Source organism: Lysobacter soyae, assembly GCF_019551435.1.
GTDB lineage: Bacteria > Pseudomonadota > Gammaproteobacteria > Xanthomonadales > Xanthomonadaceae > Solilutibacter > Solilutibacter soyae.
In genome coordinates this window covers 2064025-2081001 of sequence record NZ_CP080544.1, presented here as the reverse complement: position 1 = coordinate 2081001, position 16977 = coordinate 2064025, and the positions used below count along the sequence as shown (strand labels likewise).

The window sequence follows — 16977 nt, the reverse complement described above, 5'->3', positions numbered from 1 at the left end:
CGAGAAGACCATGGCGTCACCGTTGCATGTTTTGATCCTTGCCGCAGGCGAGGGCAAGCGTATGAAATCCGCCCTTCCCAAGGTGCTGCAAAAGGTGGCGGGCAAACCTATGCTTGGTCATGTCATTGATGCGGCTCGCGCGCTCAAACCTGAAGCCCTGCATGTCGTGTACGGTCATGGCGGCGATCAGGTGCGCACCGCATTCGAATCCGCCACGGACATCCACTGGTCTGAACAACGCGAACGTTTGGGCACAGGGCATGCGGTACAGCAGGCGATGCCGGCAATTCCGGATGATGCACGCGTATTGGTCCTGTACGGTGATGTGCCGTTGATCAGAACGGAAACACTGCAACGCTTGCTCGATGCATCTGGCAGCTTGTCGGTATTGGTAGCCGACTTGGACAACCCGACCGGCTATGGCCGCGTGGTGCGTGATGCCGCCGGCAAAGTGGAAGCCGTCGTCGAGCAGAAAGATGCCGACGAAGAACAATTGAAAATCCGCACGGTGAACACCGGCATTGTGGCCGCCGATGCCGGCGCATTGCGCGAATGGTTGTCGACCTTGTCCAATCAGAATGCGCAAGGCGAGTACTACCTGACGGATATCTTCGCGCGCGCCGCCGAACAATTCCGACCGGCGGAAATGGTGCATGTGGCCGATCCGCTGGAAACCGAGGGCGCGAATGATGCGTGGCAATTGGCGCAGTTGGAGCGCGCCTACCAATTGCGCGCCGTGCGCGCATTGTGTGTGGCCGGCGCGCGTTTCGCCGATGTCCATCGCGTGGATGTGCGGGGCGAGGTCGAGGTCGGCGCCGATGTCGAGATCGATGCCAATGTCATTTTCGAAGGTCGGGTCACACTCGGTGACGGCGTGCGCATCGGGCCGTTCACCCGGCTCAAGGATGTTGCACTGGCGGCGGGGACCGAGGTGCGCGCGCACTGCGATCTCGAAGGCGCAGTCACGCACGGGCCTGTCCAGATCGGTCCGTTCGCGCGTTTGCGCCCCGGCACCGAATTGGCGGCAGGGGTGCATGTCGGCAATTTTGTGGAGATAAAAAAATCCAGCTTCGGCGCGGGCAGCAAGGCCAATCACCTGAGCTACATCGGCGATGCGGTGGTGGGCGCGGGCGTCAACATCGGCGCCGGCACCATCACCTGCAACTACGACGGCGTCAACAAGTCGGTGACCACGATCGAAGACGGTGCCTTCATCGGTTCGAACAGCGCCCTGGTGGCACCGGTCACGATCGGCAAAGACGCGACCATCGGTGCCGGATCAGTGATCACCCGCAATGCGCCCCCGTCCACCTTGAGCGTCGCCCGCGGACGCCAAGCTGCGATCGAAGGCTGGCAGCGACCGGCGAAAAAGTCGTCCTGAGGTGAGCGGGCGGACAACGGTCCGCACGCTAAAATGGTTCATTCGGAAAAAAGGTCAAACGCATATGTGTGGAATCGTCGGCGCAATCGCCAACAGGGACGTCGTACCGGTGTTGGTCGAGGGCCTGATGCGCTTGGAATACCGCGGCTATGATTCCGCCGGCATTGCGGTGGTCGAGAAAGACGATGTGCGTCGCGTGCGCCGCACCGGACGCGTCAGCGAAATGGAGAGCGCCGCCAAAGCCGAAGGCTTCAGCGCCACGCTCGGGATCGGCCATACCCGTTGGGCCACGCATGGCGGTGTGACCGAAAACAACGCCCACCCGCACATCTCGCATGGCGTGGCACTGGTGCACAACGGCATCATTGAAAACCACGAAGCGCAACGCGAGCGCCTGTCCGCGCTTGGCTACACCTTCGAATCGCAAACCGATACCGAAGTCATCGCGCACCTGATCCACCACCACATGAAAGCCGGTGCGGATCTGTTGCAAGCATTGCAAAAGACCGTGGGCGAATTGCACGGCGCCTATGCGCTTGCCGTGATCAGTAAGGACGATCCGAACCGGATGGTCGCCGCCCGCATGGGCTGCCCGTTGTTGGTGGGGCTTGGCGACGGTGAGAATTTCGTCGCCTCGGATGTGTCGGCGATCGTGTCATCGACGCGCAGCGTGATGTTTCTCGAAGACGGTGACACCGCGGATCTCAGCCGTGAAGGCGTGCGTTTGTTCAACGCGGAAGGCGCACCGATCGAACGCGAGGTCAAACAATCCGGCGTCTCGTTGGCATCGCTCGAACTCGGCCCGTACCGCCACTTCATGCAGAAGGAAATCCACGAACAACCGCGCGCGCTGAGCGATACCGTGGAAGGCATCGTGGACGCGAATGCGTTCGAAGTGTCGCTGTTCGGCGAAAACGCGGAAACGGTCTTGCGTGATATTGAAGCCGTGCAAATTTTGGCCTGCGGCACCAGCTATTACGCCGGGCTCACCGCGCGTTATTGGATCGAGTCCATGGTCGGCATTCCCTGCGCCGTGGATATCGCCAGCGAATACCGCTATCGCGATGTCGTTGCCAATCCCAAGCAGCTCATCGTCACGATCTCGCAGTCGGGTGAAACGCTGGACACCATGGAAGCGCTGAAGTACGCGAAGTCCTTGGGTCAAGATCGCACATTGTCGATTTGCAACGTGCCCGAATCCGCCATCCCGCGTAGCAGCAAGCTGGTCTTCTACACGCGCGCAGGCGCGGAGATCGGCGTGGCATCCACCAAGGCATTCACGACGCAATTGGTCGCGTTGTTCGCCCTGTCTTGCGTGCTGGCGAAAATGCGCGGCAAGCTCGGCGCGGAGAAAGAAGCCGAATGCATCGAAGCGCTGCGCCAATTGCCGGGTAGCGTGCAACACGCATTGAATCTGGAACCGCAAATCATCAACTGGTCGGAACGCTTTGCGCCGAAGCAACACGCGTTGTTCCTCGGCCGTGGCATGCATTACCCGATTGCGCTCGAAGGCGCATTGAAGCTCAAAGAAATTTCATACATCCATGCCGAAGCCTATCCGGCAGGCGAGTTGAAGCACGGCCCGTTGGCCTTGGTCGATTCGGACATGCCGGTGGTGGTGATTGCGCCGAATGACAGCCTGCTCGAAAAAGTGAAGTCGAACATCCAAGAGGTGCGGGCGCGCGGCGGTGAGATGTTCGTGTTCACCGACGCCGACAGCCAATTCACCGAATCGGAAGGTGTGCACATTATTCGCACGCCGCGCCACGTCGGCATCCTGTCGCCGATCGTGCATACGATCCCGGTGCAAATGCTGGCTTACCACGCAGCACTGGCCAAGGGCACGGACGTCGATAAGCCGCGGAATCTGGCGAAGTCGGTGACGGTGGAATAAATCCGATCCATCGTTTCATCAAGGGGGAAAAATGAAGAAGGGAATCGTTGCCGGTGGCGTCGTTTTGGCGATGCTGTTGGTGGGTGCATGGCTGTATGCCTCGCCGTATCTGGCCCTGCGCGGGTTGAAGCAATCCATCGAAGCGGAGAATCCGCAGGCGATGTATGACTACGTGGATTTTCCGGCGTTCAAAACCGGATTGAAGCGCGAAATGCTGAAGGACATGAAGGTCGAGGCCGACAATCCTTTCGCGGACTTCGGCAACAAGATGGTGGAGGGATTGGTTGAGATGTTCGTCAACCCCGAGACGATCATCAAAATCTTCGCCAAGCGCGCGGACGGGAAGGCCGAGAAGGCGCCGTCGGCGGGAATTGCGCCGGAATTCGATCTCGAGAAAGACAAATTGACCATGGGTTACGCCGGCTTGAATACGTTCGAGCTGGTGATGCCGTCCGGAAAAGGCGGTGGCAGCTGGACCTTCATCATGCATCGCATGGGTTTGGGCTGGAAAATCGATGACGTGCGCATCGTGCCGGGTACAAAGCCTGTCGCGAAGGAAGATGCCGTGGCCTCAGACGGCGGTGTTCTCTCCAGCCTTGCAAATGATCAAGCGGCGGATTCCGCGCAAGCCGCTGCGGATGCAGCCGTCGCCGCCGCAGATGCCGCCGCCGCAGGTTCGGGCGAATCAGAAGCCTTCGCAGCGGCGAAGGCCGCCGAAGCGGATGCCGCCGAGGTTGAAGCCTCGCTCTCGCCCAATGCGAATGTTGCCGTGCAGCCGAGCTTTAATTGCGCACGCGCTTCATCGGCTGCCGAACACATGATTTGCGCAGACAGCCGACTGGCGCAGTTGGATCTGGCATTGGCCAGTGCGTATCGCGCGGCACTCGTGGCATCCGACGATCCGTCCGGTCTGAAAGCAGAACAAAATAGCTGGCGAACCACGTCGCGGGACGTTTGCAACGATGCCGATTGCGTTCAAGCAGCCTACGAGTCGCGAATCGCTGAACTTCAAGCCCTGTAAGCGTTCTTGTCAGTGCGAGGCATCCACACGTAGGCGCGGCGATTCAAACGCCGCGCCGTCTTTTCCAAATTGTTTTCTCAATCCTGCCACTGGAAAACATCAGTCAGTTCGGCGTCCAACGCACGTGCGATCCGAAACGCCAACTCAAGCGAAGGACCGTAACGACCTGCCTCCAAAGCATTGATGGTTTGGCGCGTGACGCCACAGGCATCGGCCAAGGCTTGCTGCGTCATTTCGTTGTGCTCGAAGCGCAGTTTGCGAATGGCGTTGGTAAAAGGCGTCGTGGTCATGCGTCCGCAGCCACGCGTTCCCGGGCGTAATACACGACCTGAGCAATATTGCCGATCAGGTGCGCGGTGACCATGATCATGATCAAGATGTGCGCGATCAAACCGTAGCTCAGCCACTGCAACCGCTCCAAGGGATTGGCGGTGAGCAGGATGACGAAGGCAAACATGCCGCAGACCATCATGTACAAGGACAACTTCGTCGTGTTGAGGTCGATCTGCGCATCGCGCTCGTCATGCGTCACCTGCACGCCCCAGCGCTTGCGCAGCATGTAGCTGACGATGGCCCATGCAATGAAAATCGCTGTCAGCAAACGACCGAAACGCTGGGCATCCGGGTCTTGACCGATCGGCACGCCGGTTTGCGGCACCGTCAGCGCCAAGGCCAAGGCCGCCAGAATGGCCACTAAGAAACCCAAATCCACCCATGCTTTCCATTCACCGGGTGCGATGCGTTGCTCTGCGTCGCTGGTGGGCGTGGTGTGAATCGCGGTGACCGCGGACCACACTGCCGCCGAGAACAGGACGGTGCCGACAAAGCCCATCGGGATTTCGAAGTTGCGATAGATGCCGCTGAAGAACAGGAACATCCCAATGCCGGCTACCAGCAAACTCAAAACCAAACGGGTGCGAGGATTCATCAGCGTGTTCATGCGCTTCTCCGATAGCCAAGGGCGACCATGCCGAAATGGATGACTTGCGCCAAACCGATGACGAAGATCATCGTCTGCACGATGTCCCAGCCATTTTTGACGAAGGGCAAATAGATACCGGCAAAAATGGCCCCGGTTAGCAAGACGTAGTAGGCGGAGCGGATGCCCTTGAGTTCGATGGCGCGATCACGCTCGTCGGTGGGCGCGCGCATGTCAGCGCGGTGGCGTAGCGCAAACCAGGCGTAGCCGAGGCCAATGAGGACCATTTGAATCACGGCGGTGATTCCGTAAAGCCACAGCTGTTCGAACCCGGGCATGGTGGTCGGCAGACCCCGGTATGCGCTGAGGCTGAAGTAGGGGATATAGGTCACCAGAAAGATGATCAGGAACATCCACGCGGCACGTTCTTTATGTGTCATGTCGGGTACTTCTTACTTGATGTAAGAAATACTTTACACAGTGTAAAAATGATTTGTCAAGCATCTCGAGGCTCGGGCTATAGTCAACCCCAGTCCCTCGAAAAGCCTTGATCGCATGACCCAAGCCGCGCGCCTGCCCCGACAAATCCCTTACATCATGGGCAACGAGGCCTGCGAACGTTTCAGCTTCTATGGCATGCGCAACATCCTGACACCGTTCCTGGTGTCCACCCTGCTGTTGTATTTGCCGGAAGCCGAACGCGGTCCGATGGCAAAAGAGGTGTTCCACAGCTTCGTGATCGGCGTGTATTTCTTTCCCTTGTTGGGCGGCTGGCTGTCTGACCGATTCTTCGGCAAGTACAACACCGTGCTGTGGTTCTCCTTGATCTACTGCTTGGGCCACGCCTGCCTCGCGGTCTTTGAAGACAACCGGCAAGGTTTTTATGCAGGGCTGTTGTTGATCGCCTTGGGCTCGGGCGGCATCAAACCGTTGGTGGTGAGTTTTGTCGGGGACCAGTTCGACCGCTCGAACAAGCACCTCGCGAAGATCGTGTTCGACTTCTTCTACTGGACCATCAATTTCGGCAGCTTCTTCGCCTCGTTGTTGATGCCTATTTTCCTGCGCAATTACGGGCCGGCGGTGGCGTTCGGCATTCCCGGCATTTTGATGGGTGTCGCCACCTTGCTGTTCTGGCTGGGTCGCAAAGACTACGTCCGTGTGCCGCCGACGCGTGGCGACGATCCCGACAGTTTCTTCAATGTCGCACGCACGGCATTGACCACATCGGTGGCGGGTCGCGGCAATCGCGGCACACAAGTGGCTTCGATGGGCGCGGCGCTCGCGGTGTTGTGCCTCGTTGCTTGGTCGTTGCAGGCATGGGCGGGTGTGGATGTGCCGTTCTGGCCGGATGATTTCGGCTTCGTGGTCAGTGCCTGCCTTGCGCTCGGCATCATGATCGCGATGGGTGGTTTGGGCGTATCGCTGCAGCTCGAACGCGCGCGCGGCCAGCATCCCGATGCCGCGGTGGATAGCGTGCGTTCGGTGTTGCGCATTCTGATCGTCTTTGCCTTGACCACGCCGTTCTGGTCGCTGTTCGATCAGAAAGCGTCCACTTGGGTACTTCAAGGCAATGCCATGCATGTGCCCCATGAAGCCTGGTGGTGGCCGAGCTGGTTGGTGAAAGAGCCCGCGCAAATGCAGGCCTTGAATCCGCTTTTGATCATGTTGCTGATTCCGTTCAACAACCTCGTGTTGTATCCGCTGCTGCGCCGGATGGGTTTTGAACCGACACCGCTCAAGCGCATGGGCTGGGGCATTGTCTTCGCGGGCTTGGCGTGGGTGATTGCGGGCTTCATTCAACTGCAAATCGACAGCGGTGCCTCCACCTCATTGGCATGGCAAGTCTGGCCCTACCTGTTGCTGACCTTCGGCGAAGTGTTGGTATCGGCCACCGCGCTCGAGTTTGCCTACAGCCAGGCGACGCAGGCAATGAAGGGCGTGATCATGGCCTTCTGGTACCTCACCAGTACTTTCGGCAGTTTGTGGGTGTTGCTGACCAATGCCGGCGTGCGCAACGAAGCCGTGCTCGGCACCATCGCGCGTACCGGCTACAGCGAGAACGCCTTCTTGATGTTCTTCTTTGCCGCTTTCGCGTTTGTCGCCGCGATCGGATTCGCGCTCTATGCGCGGCGCTACAAGATGCAGGACAACTATCGCGCCGCGGCTTGAATAATTAACGAATGCTGTGCACGTAAAGGGCGGCGATGGCTTCCAAACCTTTTTGGTCGTCTTCGTCGAAGCGGTGCGTGATCGGGCTGTCGATGTCGAGGACGCCGACCAGCGCATTGCCGCGCATCAGGGGGATGACCAGCTCTGATCGTGATGCCGCATCGCACGCGATATGCCCGGGAAATGCCTCGACGTCATCGACGCGCTGGGTCTTGCCGCTTTCCGCCGCGGTGCCGCAAACACCGCGGCCCAGCGCGATGCGAATGCAGGCCGGTTTGCCCTGGAACGGACCCACCACCAATTCGTTGCCGTCGTAGAAATAAAACCCGAGCCAATTCACATCAGGTAAATGCATGTACAGCAATGCGCTGAGGTTGGCCGCATTGGCATAGCGGTCGGTTTCCCCGTGGATTAAGTGACGCGACATCTCCAAGAGCTGCGCGTAACGCTCGGGCTTGCTGCCCTGCAATTCTTCATGCTGATACATAATTCGAATTCTATCAGCGCGACCCGGTGGAATCCTGAAGCAGATCAACACATTGCCGCCTTTCGATTGCTACGTCTCCGGCACCGACACCGGCATCGGCAAAACCCATGTGAGTGCGTCGCTGCTGCGCGGCTGGCGTGCCCAAGGCAGCCGCGTCATCGGGATGAAGCCGGTGGCCAGTGGCTGTGAACCGCATGCCGACGGGCTGCGTAACGAAGACGCCCTGCGTTTGATTGAAGCGGCCGATGCGCACGTCCCCTACGCGGATATCAATCCCTTTGCGCTGACCGATCCATTGGCGCCGGAATTGGCGGCCGCAAACGATGGTGTGGACATCACGATGGCGCCGATCCAAGCAGCGTTCGCGCGACTGTGCGGCGCCAGCGACCATGTCTTGGTCGAAGGGGTGGGGGGATGGTTGTCACCGATCACCGCGACGATGGATCAGAAAGACATCGTCCACGCGCTGGATCTGCCGGTGATCATGGTGGTCGGGGTCCGGCTCGGCTGCGTCCATCAGGCACGTGCCACCGCGCGATCGATTCTGGGCGATGGCTGCCAATGGGCGGGCTGGATTGCGAACGAAATCGATCCGGAGATGGATGCTTTCGCTGAGAATTTGCTGATTCTCGAGCGGGTGCTCGGTGAGCCGCCTTTGGCGGTGCTGAGGTATGAACCCGCCGCGACGGATTCGCGCGCATAAAAAAAGCCCGGCACTTGGCCGGGCTTTTTGATCAAACCGATCTCAGGGATCAGGCTTTGGTCGCGTTCTTCACAGCCTTCTCGGCTTCCGCCTTGACGGTGTTGGCAGCCTTTTCCATTTGGCCCTTGGCTTGTTCGAATTGACCCTTGGCCAATTGGCCAATGGATTCGTTCGACTTCAAGGTGCCGGCATAGGCTTCTTGACCGGCGGCGACAGCGCGTTCGATGTTTTCACGTGCAACTTGCACGCCGGCCGGCACGACTTCGCGCAGGTCGTTCAGGTCACGCACTTCGAGCAATTTGTTGAAGTAGGCAAACGCTGCATTGGTGTTGTTTTGCAGGGTTTCCAGGTTCAAAGCAAAGACGCGCTCGGCGTTTTGCAGGGCAATGCGGTTGATTTGAGCGGCAGTATCAGCGTACTGGCGCGTGTTCGATGCGATTTGGTCGTTCATTTGCGTGTACATGGGGACACTCCAGGCTTCTTCAGGCCGACGGAATTGCCGACTTGTGCGTTGCAGCATAACCCAGTGTTTGTTGCATTGCAACAACGGGCGAATGCCCGTGTTTAGGGCGTTCAGGCGGCGGTGGGGCCGAAGTAGCGGCAGCCGGAGGTGCAGGTTTCGCGAATGACGATCTCACTCAACTGCGGCAACCGCGGGGCCAACTCACGCCAAATCCATTCGGCCAGGCGCTCGCTCGTAGGGTTCTCCAAGCCTTCGATCTCATTGAGATAGTGATGATCCAAGCACTCATAGATGGGCTGGAACGCGGCCTTGAGTGCCGAGAAGTCCATGACCCAGCCGCTCTGCTCGCCGACCGAGCCGCGCACGTGGATTTCCACGTTGAACGAATGACCGTGCAAGCGCGCGCACTTGTGGCCTTCCGGAACGTTCGGCAGGCGGTGAGCAGCTTCAAAGGTGAAAGATTTGAACAGATCCATGGCAATTCCCGTTTCGGGCACAAGGATACGCCACGCACGCGATGAAACGTCAGGCCTTACCATTCGGGGTTGATCAGAGAAAAGAGTTTCATCGCATGGCGCAACGGATTCGCAAAGCGGTCTTCCCGGTCGCAGGCTTGGGCACACGCTTCTTGCCGGCCACGAAAACCGTGCCGAAAGAGATGATGCCGATCGTCGACAAGCCGCTCATTCAATACGCGGTGGATGAGGCGGTCGCCGCCGGCTGCGACACCATGGTGTTCGTGACTAATCGTTACAAGCATTCGGTGGCCGACTACTTCGATACGGCCTACGAACTCGAGCGCAAGCTGGAAGCAGCCGGCAAGACCGAACAGCTCGAACTCATCCGTAGCGTTCTGCCTTCGCACGTGCGTGCCGTCTTCGTGACCCAAGCGGAAGCGCGCGGTCTGGGCCACGCTGTGCTGTGCGCCAAGCCCGTTGTCGGCGACGAACCCTTTGCGGTGCTGTTGCCGGATGACTTGATTTGGAATCGTCAAGGTGCGCCGGCCTTGGCGCAAATGGCGGACTTGTCCGAGCAAACCGGCAGCAGTGTCATTGCAGTGGAAGATGTGCCGCGCGAAATGACGGGCAGCTACGGCATTGTCGATGTGCCGGCCTTCGACGGTCGCTCGGGCGCGATTCGCAGCATGGTGGAAAAGCCCGCGCCCGCGCAGGCACCGAGCACCTTGGCCGTGGTTGGTCGCTATGTGCTGGACGGTCGCATTTTCGATCTATTGGAAAAAACGCCGCCCGGCAAAGGGGGCGAAATCCAATTGACCGATGCCATCTCGGCGCTGCTCGCCGAGAAGCCGGTATTGGCCTATCGCTTCCAAGGCACACGCTTTGACTGCGGCAGCCATTTGGGCCTGATCGAGGCGACCATCCGGTTCGCGCTCGACAACGAAAAGCTTAGCGAGGGGGCGACGGTGGCGATGCAAAAAGCGCTCAAGGAGCTTGGTGCGGTGGAGCACGACTAAGGTCGTCCGATCGGGACAGATCGTTCTGAAAACCGCACCTGAAAATCACGCGCACATCGGCGTTCGCGTTGCATACTCCTTGCGACAAATCCCCTCATTGGAACCTTGAGCATGGCAACGAAAATCGCAGTGGTGGTAGGCAGCATCCGCAAGGACTCTTTCAACCGTCAGGTCGCTGAGGCGATCACCAAACTGGCGCCCGAAGGTGTCGAGTTCAACTTCGTGCGCATTGACGACCTGCCGCTGTACAACCAAGACAGTGATGCCGCCCCGCCCGAATTGATGACGCGCCTGCGCAACGACATCAAGGCCGCCGACGGCGTCTTGTTTGTGACCCCGGAATACAACCGTTCCATCCCCGGTGTGTTGAAGAACGCGATCGACATCGCCTCGCGCCCGTGGGGCCACAGTGTGTGGGCGAAGAAACCGGTGGGCATCATCGGTGTCTCGGTCGGCGTGATCGGCACCGCATTGGCGCAAGCCCATCTTCGCAACATCGTGAACTATCTCGACATGCCGCTGTACAACGGCAGTGAAATCTATCTGGCATGGAAGGATGGTTTGGTTGTCGACGGTGAAATCGGTGCCGACAGCAAGGAGTTCTTGCAAGGCTACATGACCGGTTTGGTCGAGTGGTTCAAAACGCATTAAGCGCCGGTGCTTTCAACAGCAGCGCGCCCATATCGCAAGATTACGGTGCCAACATGCTTTTCAAGAAGACCGCCATCGCGCTCATGCTCATGCTTGGTATGTCGGGATGCGCGGTCGCGCCTGCGGATGATGGCGCGGGGGTGGGCCCGGTTCTGCCTGAGCCGCGCCATCAGCTGATTCCCACCGTCGATATCGCCAAAGCGACCCCTTGGTCGCGCGATGAGATGCCCATCGTCGAGCCCGGGTTTGAAGTCGTCGAATTTGCCGGCGGATTGGCGCATCCGCGTTGGTTGTACACCTTGCCCAATGGCGACGTCCTGGTGGCGGAGACCAACGGGCCGGCAGGCAAGCGTGGCATTCGAGGCATCAAAGGTGCCGTCATGCAGCGTCTGATGAAATCCGCCGGCGCGGGTGCGCCAAGTGCCGATCGCATCCGCCTGTTGCGCGATGCCGATCACGACGGCGTGGCCGAATACCAAACCATCTTCGCGCAAGGTTTGCACTCGCCGTTCGGCATGGCGCTGGTGGGTGATCAGCTCTACATAGCGAACGCAGATGCGCTGATGGCCTTCCATTACGAAACCGGTGCGCAACGGTTGAGCGGCGCGCCGAAATTGGTCAGCGCGTTGCCGGGTGGTGTCGGTGAGCTCAACCACCACTGGACCAAATCACTATTGGCCAGTCGCGACGGAAAGCATCTGTATGTCGGCGTGGGCTCAAACAGCAATGTCGGCGAAAACGGCATCGCCGTTGAACGCAACCGTGCAGCGATTCTAGAGGTGGATACCGCCACCGGAGAGTCACGCATTTATGCAGATGGCCTGAGAAATCCGGTCGGTCTGGCGTGGGCGCCCGACGGGCAAGCCTTGTTCGCCGTGGTGAACGAGCGCGACGAGTTGGGCAACAATCTGGTGCCGGACTACTTGACGCAGGTCCAACGCGGCGGCTTTTACGGCTGGCCCTACAGCTATTGGGGGCAACATATTGACGCGCGGGTATCGCCCGCAGATCCGGTCAGAGTAGCGCGCGCTTTGGTGCCCGACTTTGCACTGGGCAATCACGTTGCACCCTTGGGTTTGGTGTTCGCGCAGCCCAACACTCTCGCTGGGAAATATGGCAGCGGCGCATTCGTCGCGCTGCATGGTTCTTGGAACCGGAAACCGTTGAATGGATACAAAGTGGTCTTTGTGCGCTTTCAAAATGGTCGCCCAACAGGTAAGCCGAGAGATGTGCTTACGGGTTTCCTCAGTGAACGCCACGAAGCGCGCGGTCGACCGGCCGGCCTCGCACTGACGCGCGATGGAAACTTGCTGGTCGCCGATGATGTGGGAAATCGCGTTTGGCTGGTGCGGGCGCGGCATTAAGCATTTGTCATCGCCCATAGGGAATTGTTAGCCCGTGGCGCCTGCCCCGCCATTCATGCTGACCGGTTCGTGAAACGTTCATTTTCCAAGCGTTGTTTTCACATTGAAGAGATGCGGGTCGGCACAAAGTCGTTGCATAGGCACACGACGTGTCCTTGTTCCCCCTCATAGAAAAGGAATGTCAACATGAGCGATATCAAAAAAGATCACAGCATCGGTGAAGGCACCGGCGCTGGCGCCGGCGCAATCACTGGTGCGGCCGTGGGTTCGGCTGCCGGACCGATCGGCACGGTTGTCGGCGCAGTTGCCGGTGCCGTCCTCGGTGCCAAGGCCGGCGGTGCTGTTGCTGAAGCCGTCAATCCCACCACGTACAACGATCATTTCGAAACCAGCTACAACAAGGCCGATTACTACACGGCGGACCGTGACTGGAACGATTACCGTCCTGCGTATCAGTATGGTTACGACACCTACGGTCAGTACCAAGGCAAGCGCTTTGAAGATGTGGAGAACGACTTGGAGCGCAACTGGGACGCCACCAAAGCCAACTCGCGTCTGGCTTGGGCGGAAGCACGTGGTGCCGTGCGCGATGGTTGGCATTACATCGAACGCGCAATGCCGGGTGACGCGGACGGCGACGGCCGCTAAGCAACCGCGAAGGTTTGCAAGCAATGAAACCGGCGTCTTCTGGCGTCGGTTTTTTTTAGGATGCGTCGCTAGTCAAGTTCAACGCACTTGAAAGCAGAAGAGAGCTGTGCGCCGCGGGTCAAGCGAGCGGCGCTTCGATAAAGGCGCCCCGTCCGCTTGCGGTGCAGATCAGGTGGATTTCAAGTATCCAAAGACCCGCTTCAGGCACTACAGTGGCATTGGCCAAGGCGCCGCGCGCATATTTTCCATGTGGCCAATCGCCGATGCGGTGACCAAGCACGCGCGAATGCTGCAGGTAGCCGGATTGCGCGGCTGTCTCGTCCACCAAGGCATACAGATCGCGACCAGTCAGTCGAAGCATTCGCCACGCATCGGAAACGGTCTTCCATGTTGCGCGCGCGGCCTCGATCAGGTGGGCTTGCTCAAGCGCGGTGCCCACTTGAAAAGTATCGCCGCGGTCCGCTTCGTGACCTTCGAACACCGGGCCGATATCGATATAAAACAGATCGCCGTCTGCCAGTTGTGTTTGCGAATCGGTCGGCTCGCGAAACGTCTTGAGTGTTTCGGCGCCGAAACGAATGATGGGCTGATGCCAATGCCGCTTGGCCCCGGCAGATTTCAGAATGTCGCGCGCAATTTTCGTGCCGCGTTCCTGGGTCATGCCGGGTTGGATGGCTGCGGCAATCTCGGCGACGCATTGCGCGGCAGCGCGATCGGCGCGGGCCAGTGCATCGGGATCGAAATTGGGACCTACAAGTTGCATTGCGCGGCTCCCGATTGGCTAACAGCCATCTTCAAGCGTTCCATCGTCCCATCTCCTCTTGCACTTTGCCAAGATCTTGCACGAGCAAATTGAACGCACGTTCTCGATCAGATTGCGTTGTTTGCCTCAGCACCCATGCGGGGTGGACGGTCACAAAGGCAAGCAGGCCGTTGCCGGCCTCAAGCCACTGGCCGCGCACCTCCTTGAATGCAAAGCCGCTACCGAGCAAGGAAAGGGTGGCAGTGGCGCCGAGGCATACCACCACACGCGGCTTCAACGTGTCGACTTCCCGCTGCAGCCAAGGGCGGCAGGCCTGCACATGCGCGTGATCCGGTCGTTTGTGGATGCGCGCTTTGCCGACACGCTCGTATCGAAAATGTTTGACCGCATTGGTGAAATAGATCGCAGATTCGGGCAGCCCGCAGGTTTGCAATGCATTCTTCAAGAGCTTCCCTGCCGGGCCCACGAACGGACGTCCGGTCAGATCTTCTTGGTCGCCGGGCTGCTCGCCCAAAAACATAAGCGGTGCATCTTCGGCGCCGCGGCCGGGAACCACCTGGGTGGCGCTTGCCCACAACGGACACTTTCGACAGGCTGCGAGTTGCACAGGCAAAGAACCGAACGCATCGGCTGTTAGAACCTGCGTCGGCGCCTTTGGTGTCGGGATCTTTCTGCGCACGGGTAAGGGCGCACGCTCGGCCATTTCCCGCACGCGCGCACCCGCGTTGCGGGTCAGGTCGGGAAGCAAAGCCGCTTCCGGCAAGTTGCGCCAATAGCGTGATGGCATCTCCTGACGCATCATCTCCGGATTCAACCGCGCCGGGTTGAAGATATGAGCGTAGTAGATCAGCCACAGCCCTTCGCCCGAATCTTTGTCGGGCATTTTGATGCCACGCGTGCCGTCCCCGAATTTCAACGTTTGTTGATTCCATCGAACGCTGCGATAGGGGGTCATGATGGCCCAATCCATGCCGGCAAAACGGCCGGCAAAGAACGGCGCGACGCGGTCGAGGATGTGATGGTCGGGCTCGAACCACGCTATGAATTCGTTGCTGCCGGTGGCGACCTCGCGAAACCGGACAAACGCCTTCATCTTGTGCGTATCACGTTGCACTTCTTTAGCCATTGCATGCACGGCAATGACATCCGGATCGGTCGGGTTTGCCAACAGGTTGCGTTCGCCCGCCGACTGCCGCCACAGCAGGCGGTAAAGCAGCGGCAGGCGTGTCGGCGACGAATGGCAAATCACCGTCGACGCCAGTGCCAGAAAGGCACGGGGAACCGGAGGCATTGCGCGAACCAACACGGCTTCTTCCAAGGCCGTACCAAAAAGTTGGCCGGAGTCTTCCGCCTCAAACCAATGGAGTTCCTCAGGCGAGAGCCCCGCGCACCACGCATGGCGTGCAAGCTGCCGCCATGCATCAATATCCCAACTGCACTCGAGCCGGGCGAGCCACGTTGCCGCGTTCAATCGAACAGACCCGCTTGCTTCGGCACCACCGTCAAGCGGGCACGCAGTGTGTCGGTGTTGTCCAAGGCGCGGCGCGGGTGGTGGTCCGACAGCACGACAAAAGGCAACACCTTCGTCAACGATGCGCGCAAGCGCGCGAGGTCTTGAACCCGCAAGCGGCAGAAGCGGCGCGCCGCTAGGATGCGTTTCACATTTCGGATTCCAAGCCCCGGTACGCGCAACAGCATTTCCTTAGCCGCGGTGTTGAGGTCAACCGGAAACGCGTGCGGATTTCGAAGTGCCCAAGACATTTTTGGATCGATATCGAGATCAAGCATCCCACTGCCATCCGAACCGCCGATCTCTTCAACCCTGAATTCGTAGAAACGCAACAACCAATCCGCTTGATACAAGCGGTGTTCGCGCAACAAGGGGGGTGACTGCAGCGGCAATTTTGACGACGCATCTGGAATCGGGCTGAACGCTGAATAGTAGACGCGGCGCAAGTGATAGTTGCCGTACAACTGGTCTGCGGTTTGCAAGATGGTTCGGTCATCCGCGGCGTCCGCGCCGACAATCATTTGCGTACTTTGCCCCGCTGGCGCAAAGCGGAGGGCACGGGCGCCACCTGCGCGCGCTTGCCCGCTCAGCGATCGCGTCGCCTTGGCCGCGGCCTTTGCTTCCTTGCCTTCTTCAATCCGCCAACGCAGTTCGCCCATCGAACGTTTTATTTGAGGAATGCTTTTCTCAGGCGCAAGGGTGGAAAGCGAGGTTTCCGTCGGCAGCTCGATATTGATCGACAAGCGGTCGGCATAGCGGCCTGCCGCGGCTAGCAATTCCGGCGAGCCTTCCGGAATGGTCTTGAGGTGGATGTATCCGGCAAAGCCGTGGTCTTCGCGCAAACTGCGTGCCACTTCCACCATCTGTTCCATGGTGTAGTCGCTCGACTGGATGATACCGCTCGACAGAAACAGGCCTTCAATGTAGTTGCGCTTGTAGAAATCGAGCGTCAGGTTGACCACTTCGTCGGTGCTGAAGCGCGCGCGTCTGACGTTGCTCGACACGCGGTTCACGCAATACGCACAGTCGTAGATGCAGAAGTTGGTCAGCAGAATTTTCAGAAGCGATACGCAACGCCCGTCCGGCGTGTAACTGTGGCAGATACCGGTGCCCCCGGTGCTGCCCACAGCGCCTGCACCGGCCTGCCTCTTCGGCGCACCGCTTGAGGCGCATGACGCATCGTATTTGGCTGCGTCGGCCAAGATTGAAAGTTTGGAAGCGATGTCCACACGCTATCGTGGAATACGCGCGTCTCAATCCGTGAGACTGTATTATTCAGGAAAATGAATTTACCAAGACGAGCCCTCGGATCGCAGGAGATGCGAAAGGGGAAAGTCAGATCAAGATCAACGCCGTGCCGGAGCGGAGGCGCAAAAAACCCGCTCTTCAGCGGGTTTTGTACTACAGCTTCAAATGACTCTGAAGTTCGACTTGGTGGTATGGGTACTCTCTAACCGAAAGAATAACTCTTTGATTTCAAAGTACCTTAGGCGTACTGAATTATTGGCGTGCCCCCATTTATGCCCCCAA

Annotated in this window: 18 protein-coding genes; 9 read left to right on the top strand and 9 right to left on the bottom strand. The window is 59.1% G+C overall.

Translation table 11 applies throughout. The annotated features are described in order from the left end of the window. The first annotated feature begins 10 nt into the window (after positions 1–10). From glmU to H8L67_RS10060, 3 genes are all read left to right on the top strand, one after another. Positions 11–1381 (top strand): bifunctional UDP-N-acetylglucosamine diphosphorylase/glucosamine-1-phosphate N-acetyltransferase GlmU, encoded by a 1371-nt coding sequence (glmU, locus tag H8L67_RS10070; protein ID WP_220379719.1) that lies wholly within the window; start codon positions 11–13, stop codon positions 1379–1381. Between the two features lie 64 nt (positions 1382–1445). Further along, positions 1446–3275 (top strand): glutamine--fructose-6-phosphate transaminase (isomerizing), encoded by a 1830-nt coding sequence (glmS, locus tag H8L67_RS10065; RefSeq protein ID WP_220379718.1) that lies wholly within the window; start codon positions 1446–1448, stop codon positions 3273–3275. 31 nt (positions 3276–3306) lie between these two features. Further along, the gene (locus H8L67_RS10060; protein WP_220379717.1) at positions 3307–4296 is read left to right on the top strand and encodes a DUF2939 domain-containing protein; all 990 of its coding nucleotides are present in this window, start codon (positions 3307–3309) and stop codon (positions 4294–4296) included. A 77-nt stretch (positions 4297–4373) separates the two neighbouring features. On the opposite strand, the gene H8L67_RS10055 is transcribed toward H8L67_RS10060, so the two are convergent. Genes H8L67_RS10055 through H8L67_RS10045 form a run of 3 tightly spaced genes read right to left on the bottom strand, consistent with a single transcriptional unit; the run spans position 4374 to position 5655 of the window. Further along, complete coding sequence (locus H8L67_RS10055; RefSeq protein WP_220379716.1) at positions 4374–4586, bottom strand: helix-turn-helix transcriptional regulator; 213 nt, start codon at positions 4584–4586, stop codon at positions 4374–4376. After that, positions 4583–5224 (bottom strand): hypothetical protein, encoded by a 642-nt coding sequence (locus H8L67_RS10050; protein ID WP_220379715.1) that lies wholly within the window; start codon positions 5222–5224, stop codon positions 4583–4585. Before H8L67_RS10050 ends, H8L67_RS10055 begins: the two co-directional genes overlap by 4 nt. A gap of 8 nt (positions 5225–5232) precedes the next feature. Continuing rightward, on the bottom strand, positions 5233–5655 hold the full coding sequence (locus tag H8L67_RS10045; protein WP_220379714.1) for a hypothetical protein: 423 nt from the start codon (positions 5653–5655) through the stop codon (positions 5233–5235). A 115-nt stretch (positions 5656–5770) separates the two neighbouring features. On the opposite strand from H8L67_RS10045, the gene H8L67_RS10040 reads away from it, so the two are divergent. Beyond that, positions 5771–7384 carry a POT-type proton-dependent oligopeptide transporter gene (locus H8L67_RS10040; RefSeq protein WP_220379713.1) on the top strand — a complete coding sequence of 538 codons (1614 nt, stop codon included), beginning with the start codon at positions 5771–5773 and terminating at the stop codon, positions 7382–7384. A gap of 4 nt (positions 7385–7388) precedes the next feature. Here H8L67_RS10040 and H8L67_RS10035 read toward each other — a convergent pair whose 3' ends face one another. Continuing rightward, entirely contained in the window at positions 7389–7871 is a 483-nt protein-coding gene (locus H8L67_RS10035) for a GAF domain-containing protein (RefSeq protein ID WP_220379712.1), read from the bottom strand. A 52-nt stretch (positions 7872–7923) separates the two neighbouring features. Here H8L67_RS10035 and bioD point away from each other — a divergent pair, with 52 nt between their 5' ends. Beyond that, positions 7924–8574 (top strand): dethiobiotin synthase, encoded by a 651-nt coding sequence (bioD, locus tag H8L67_RS10030; RefSeq protein ID WP_220379711.1) that lies wholly within the window; start codon positions 7924–7926, stop codon positions 8572–8574. A gap of 49 nt (positions 8575–8623) precedes the next feature. Here the strand turns inward: bioD and H8L67_RS10025 are convergent, their stop codons facing one another. Continuing rightward, positions 8624–9037 carry a phasin family protein gene (locus tag H8L67_RS10025; RefSeq protein WP_220379710.1) on the bottom strand — a complete coding sequence of 138 codons (414 nt, stop codon included), beginning with the start codon at positions 9035–9037 and terminating at the stop codon, positions 8624–8626. Between the two features lie 110 nt (positions 9038–9147). After that, positions 9148–9513 (bottom strand): 6-carboxytetrahydropterin synthase QueD, encoded by a 366-nt coding sequence (gene queD, locus H8L67_RS10020; RefSeq protein ID WP_220379709.1) that lies wholly within the window; start codon positions 9511–9513, stop codon positions 9148–9150. Between the two features lie 95 nt (positions 9514–9608). Here queD and galU point away from each other — a divergent pair, with 95 nt between their 5' ends. From galU to H8L67_RS10000, 4 genes are all read left to right on the top strand, one after another. Continuing rightward, positions 9609–10511, top strand: a complete 903-nt coding sequence (gene galU / locus H8L67_RS10015; protein ID WP_220379708.1) for a UTP--glucose-1-phosphate uridylyltransferase GalU — start codon at positions 9609–9611, stop codon at positions 10509–10511. Between the two features lie 111 nt (positions 10512–10622). Next, positions 10623–11162, top strand: a complete 540-nt coding sequence (locus tag H8L67_RS10010; RefSeq protein ID WP_220379707.1) for an NADPH-dependent FMN reductase — start codon at positions 10623–10625, stop codon at positions 11160–11162. 53 nt (positions 11163–11215) lie between these two features. Continuing rightward, entirely contained in the window at positions 11216–12526 is a 1311-nt protein-coding gene (locus tag H8L67_RS10005) for a PQQ-dependent sugar dehydrogenase (RefSeq protein ID WP_255555969.1), read from the top strand. A gap of 186 nt (positions 12527–12712) precedes the next feature. Further along, a complete protein-coding gene (locus H8L67_RS10000) occupies positions 12713–13174 on the top strand; it encodes a glycine zipper domain-containing protein (RefSeq protein ID WP_220379706.1) in 462 nt (153 codons plus the stop codon). Between the two features lie 118 nt (positions 13175–13292). On the opposite strand, the gene H8L67_RS09995 is transcribed toward H8L67_RS10000, so the two are convergent. Genes H8L67_RS09995 through H8L67_RS09985 form a run of 3 tightly spaced genes read right to left on the bottom strand, consistent with a single transcriptional unit; the run spans position 13293 to position 16676 of the window. Next, positions 13293–13937, bottom strand: coding sequence for a M24 family metallopeptidase (locus tag H8L67_RS09995; protein ID WP_220379705.1), 645 nt, complete (start codon positions 13935–13937; stop codon positions 13293–13295). A gap of 31 nt (positions 13938–13968) precedes the next feature. Next, entirely contained in the window at positions 13969–15408 is a 1440-nt protein-coding gene (locus H8L67_RS09990; RefSeq protein ID WP_220379704.1) for a UdgX family uracil-DNA binding protein, read from the bottom strand. Further along, positions 15405–16676, bottom strand: a complete 1272-nt coding sequence (locus H8L67_RS09985; protein WP_220379703.1) for a putative DNA modification/repair radical SAM protein — start codon at positions 16674–16676, stop codon at positions 15405–15407. Before H8L67_RS09985 ends, H8L67_RS09990 begins: the two co-directional genes overlap by 4 nt. Positions 16677–16977 lie beyond the last annotated feature (301 nt).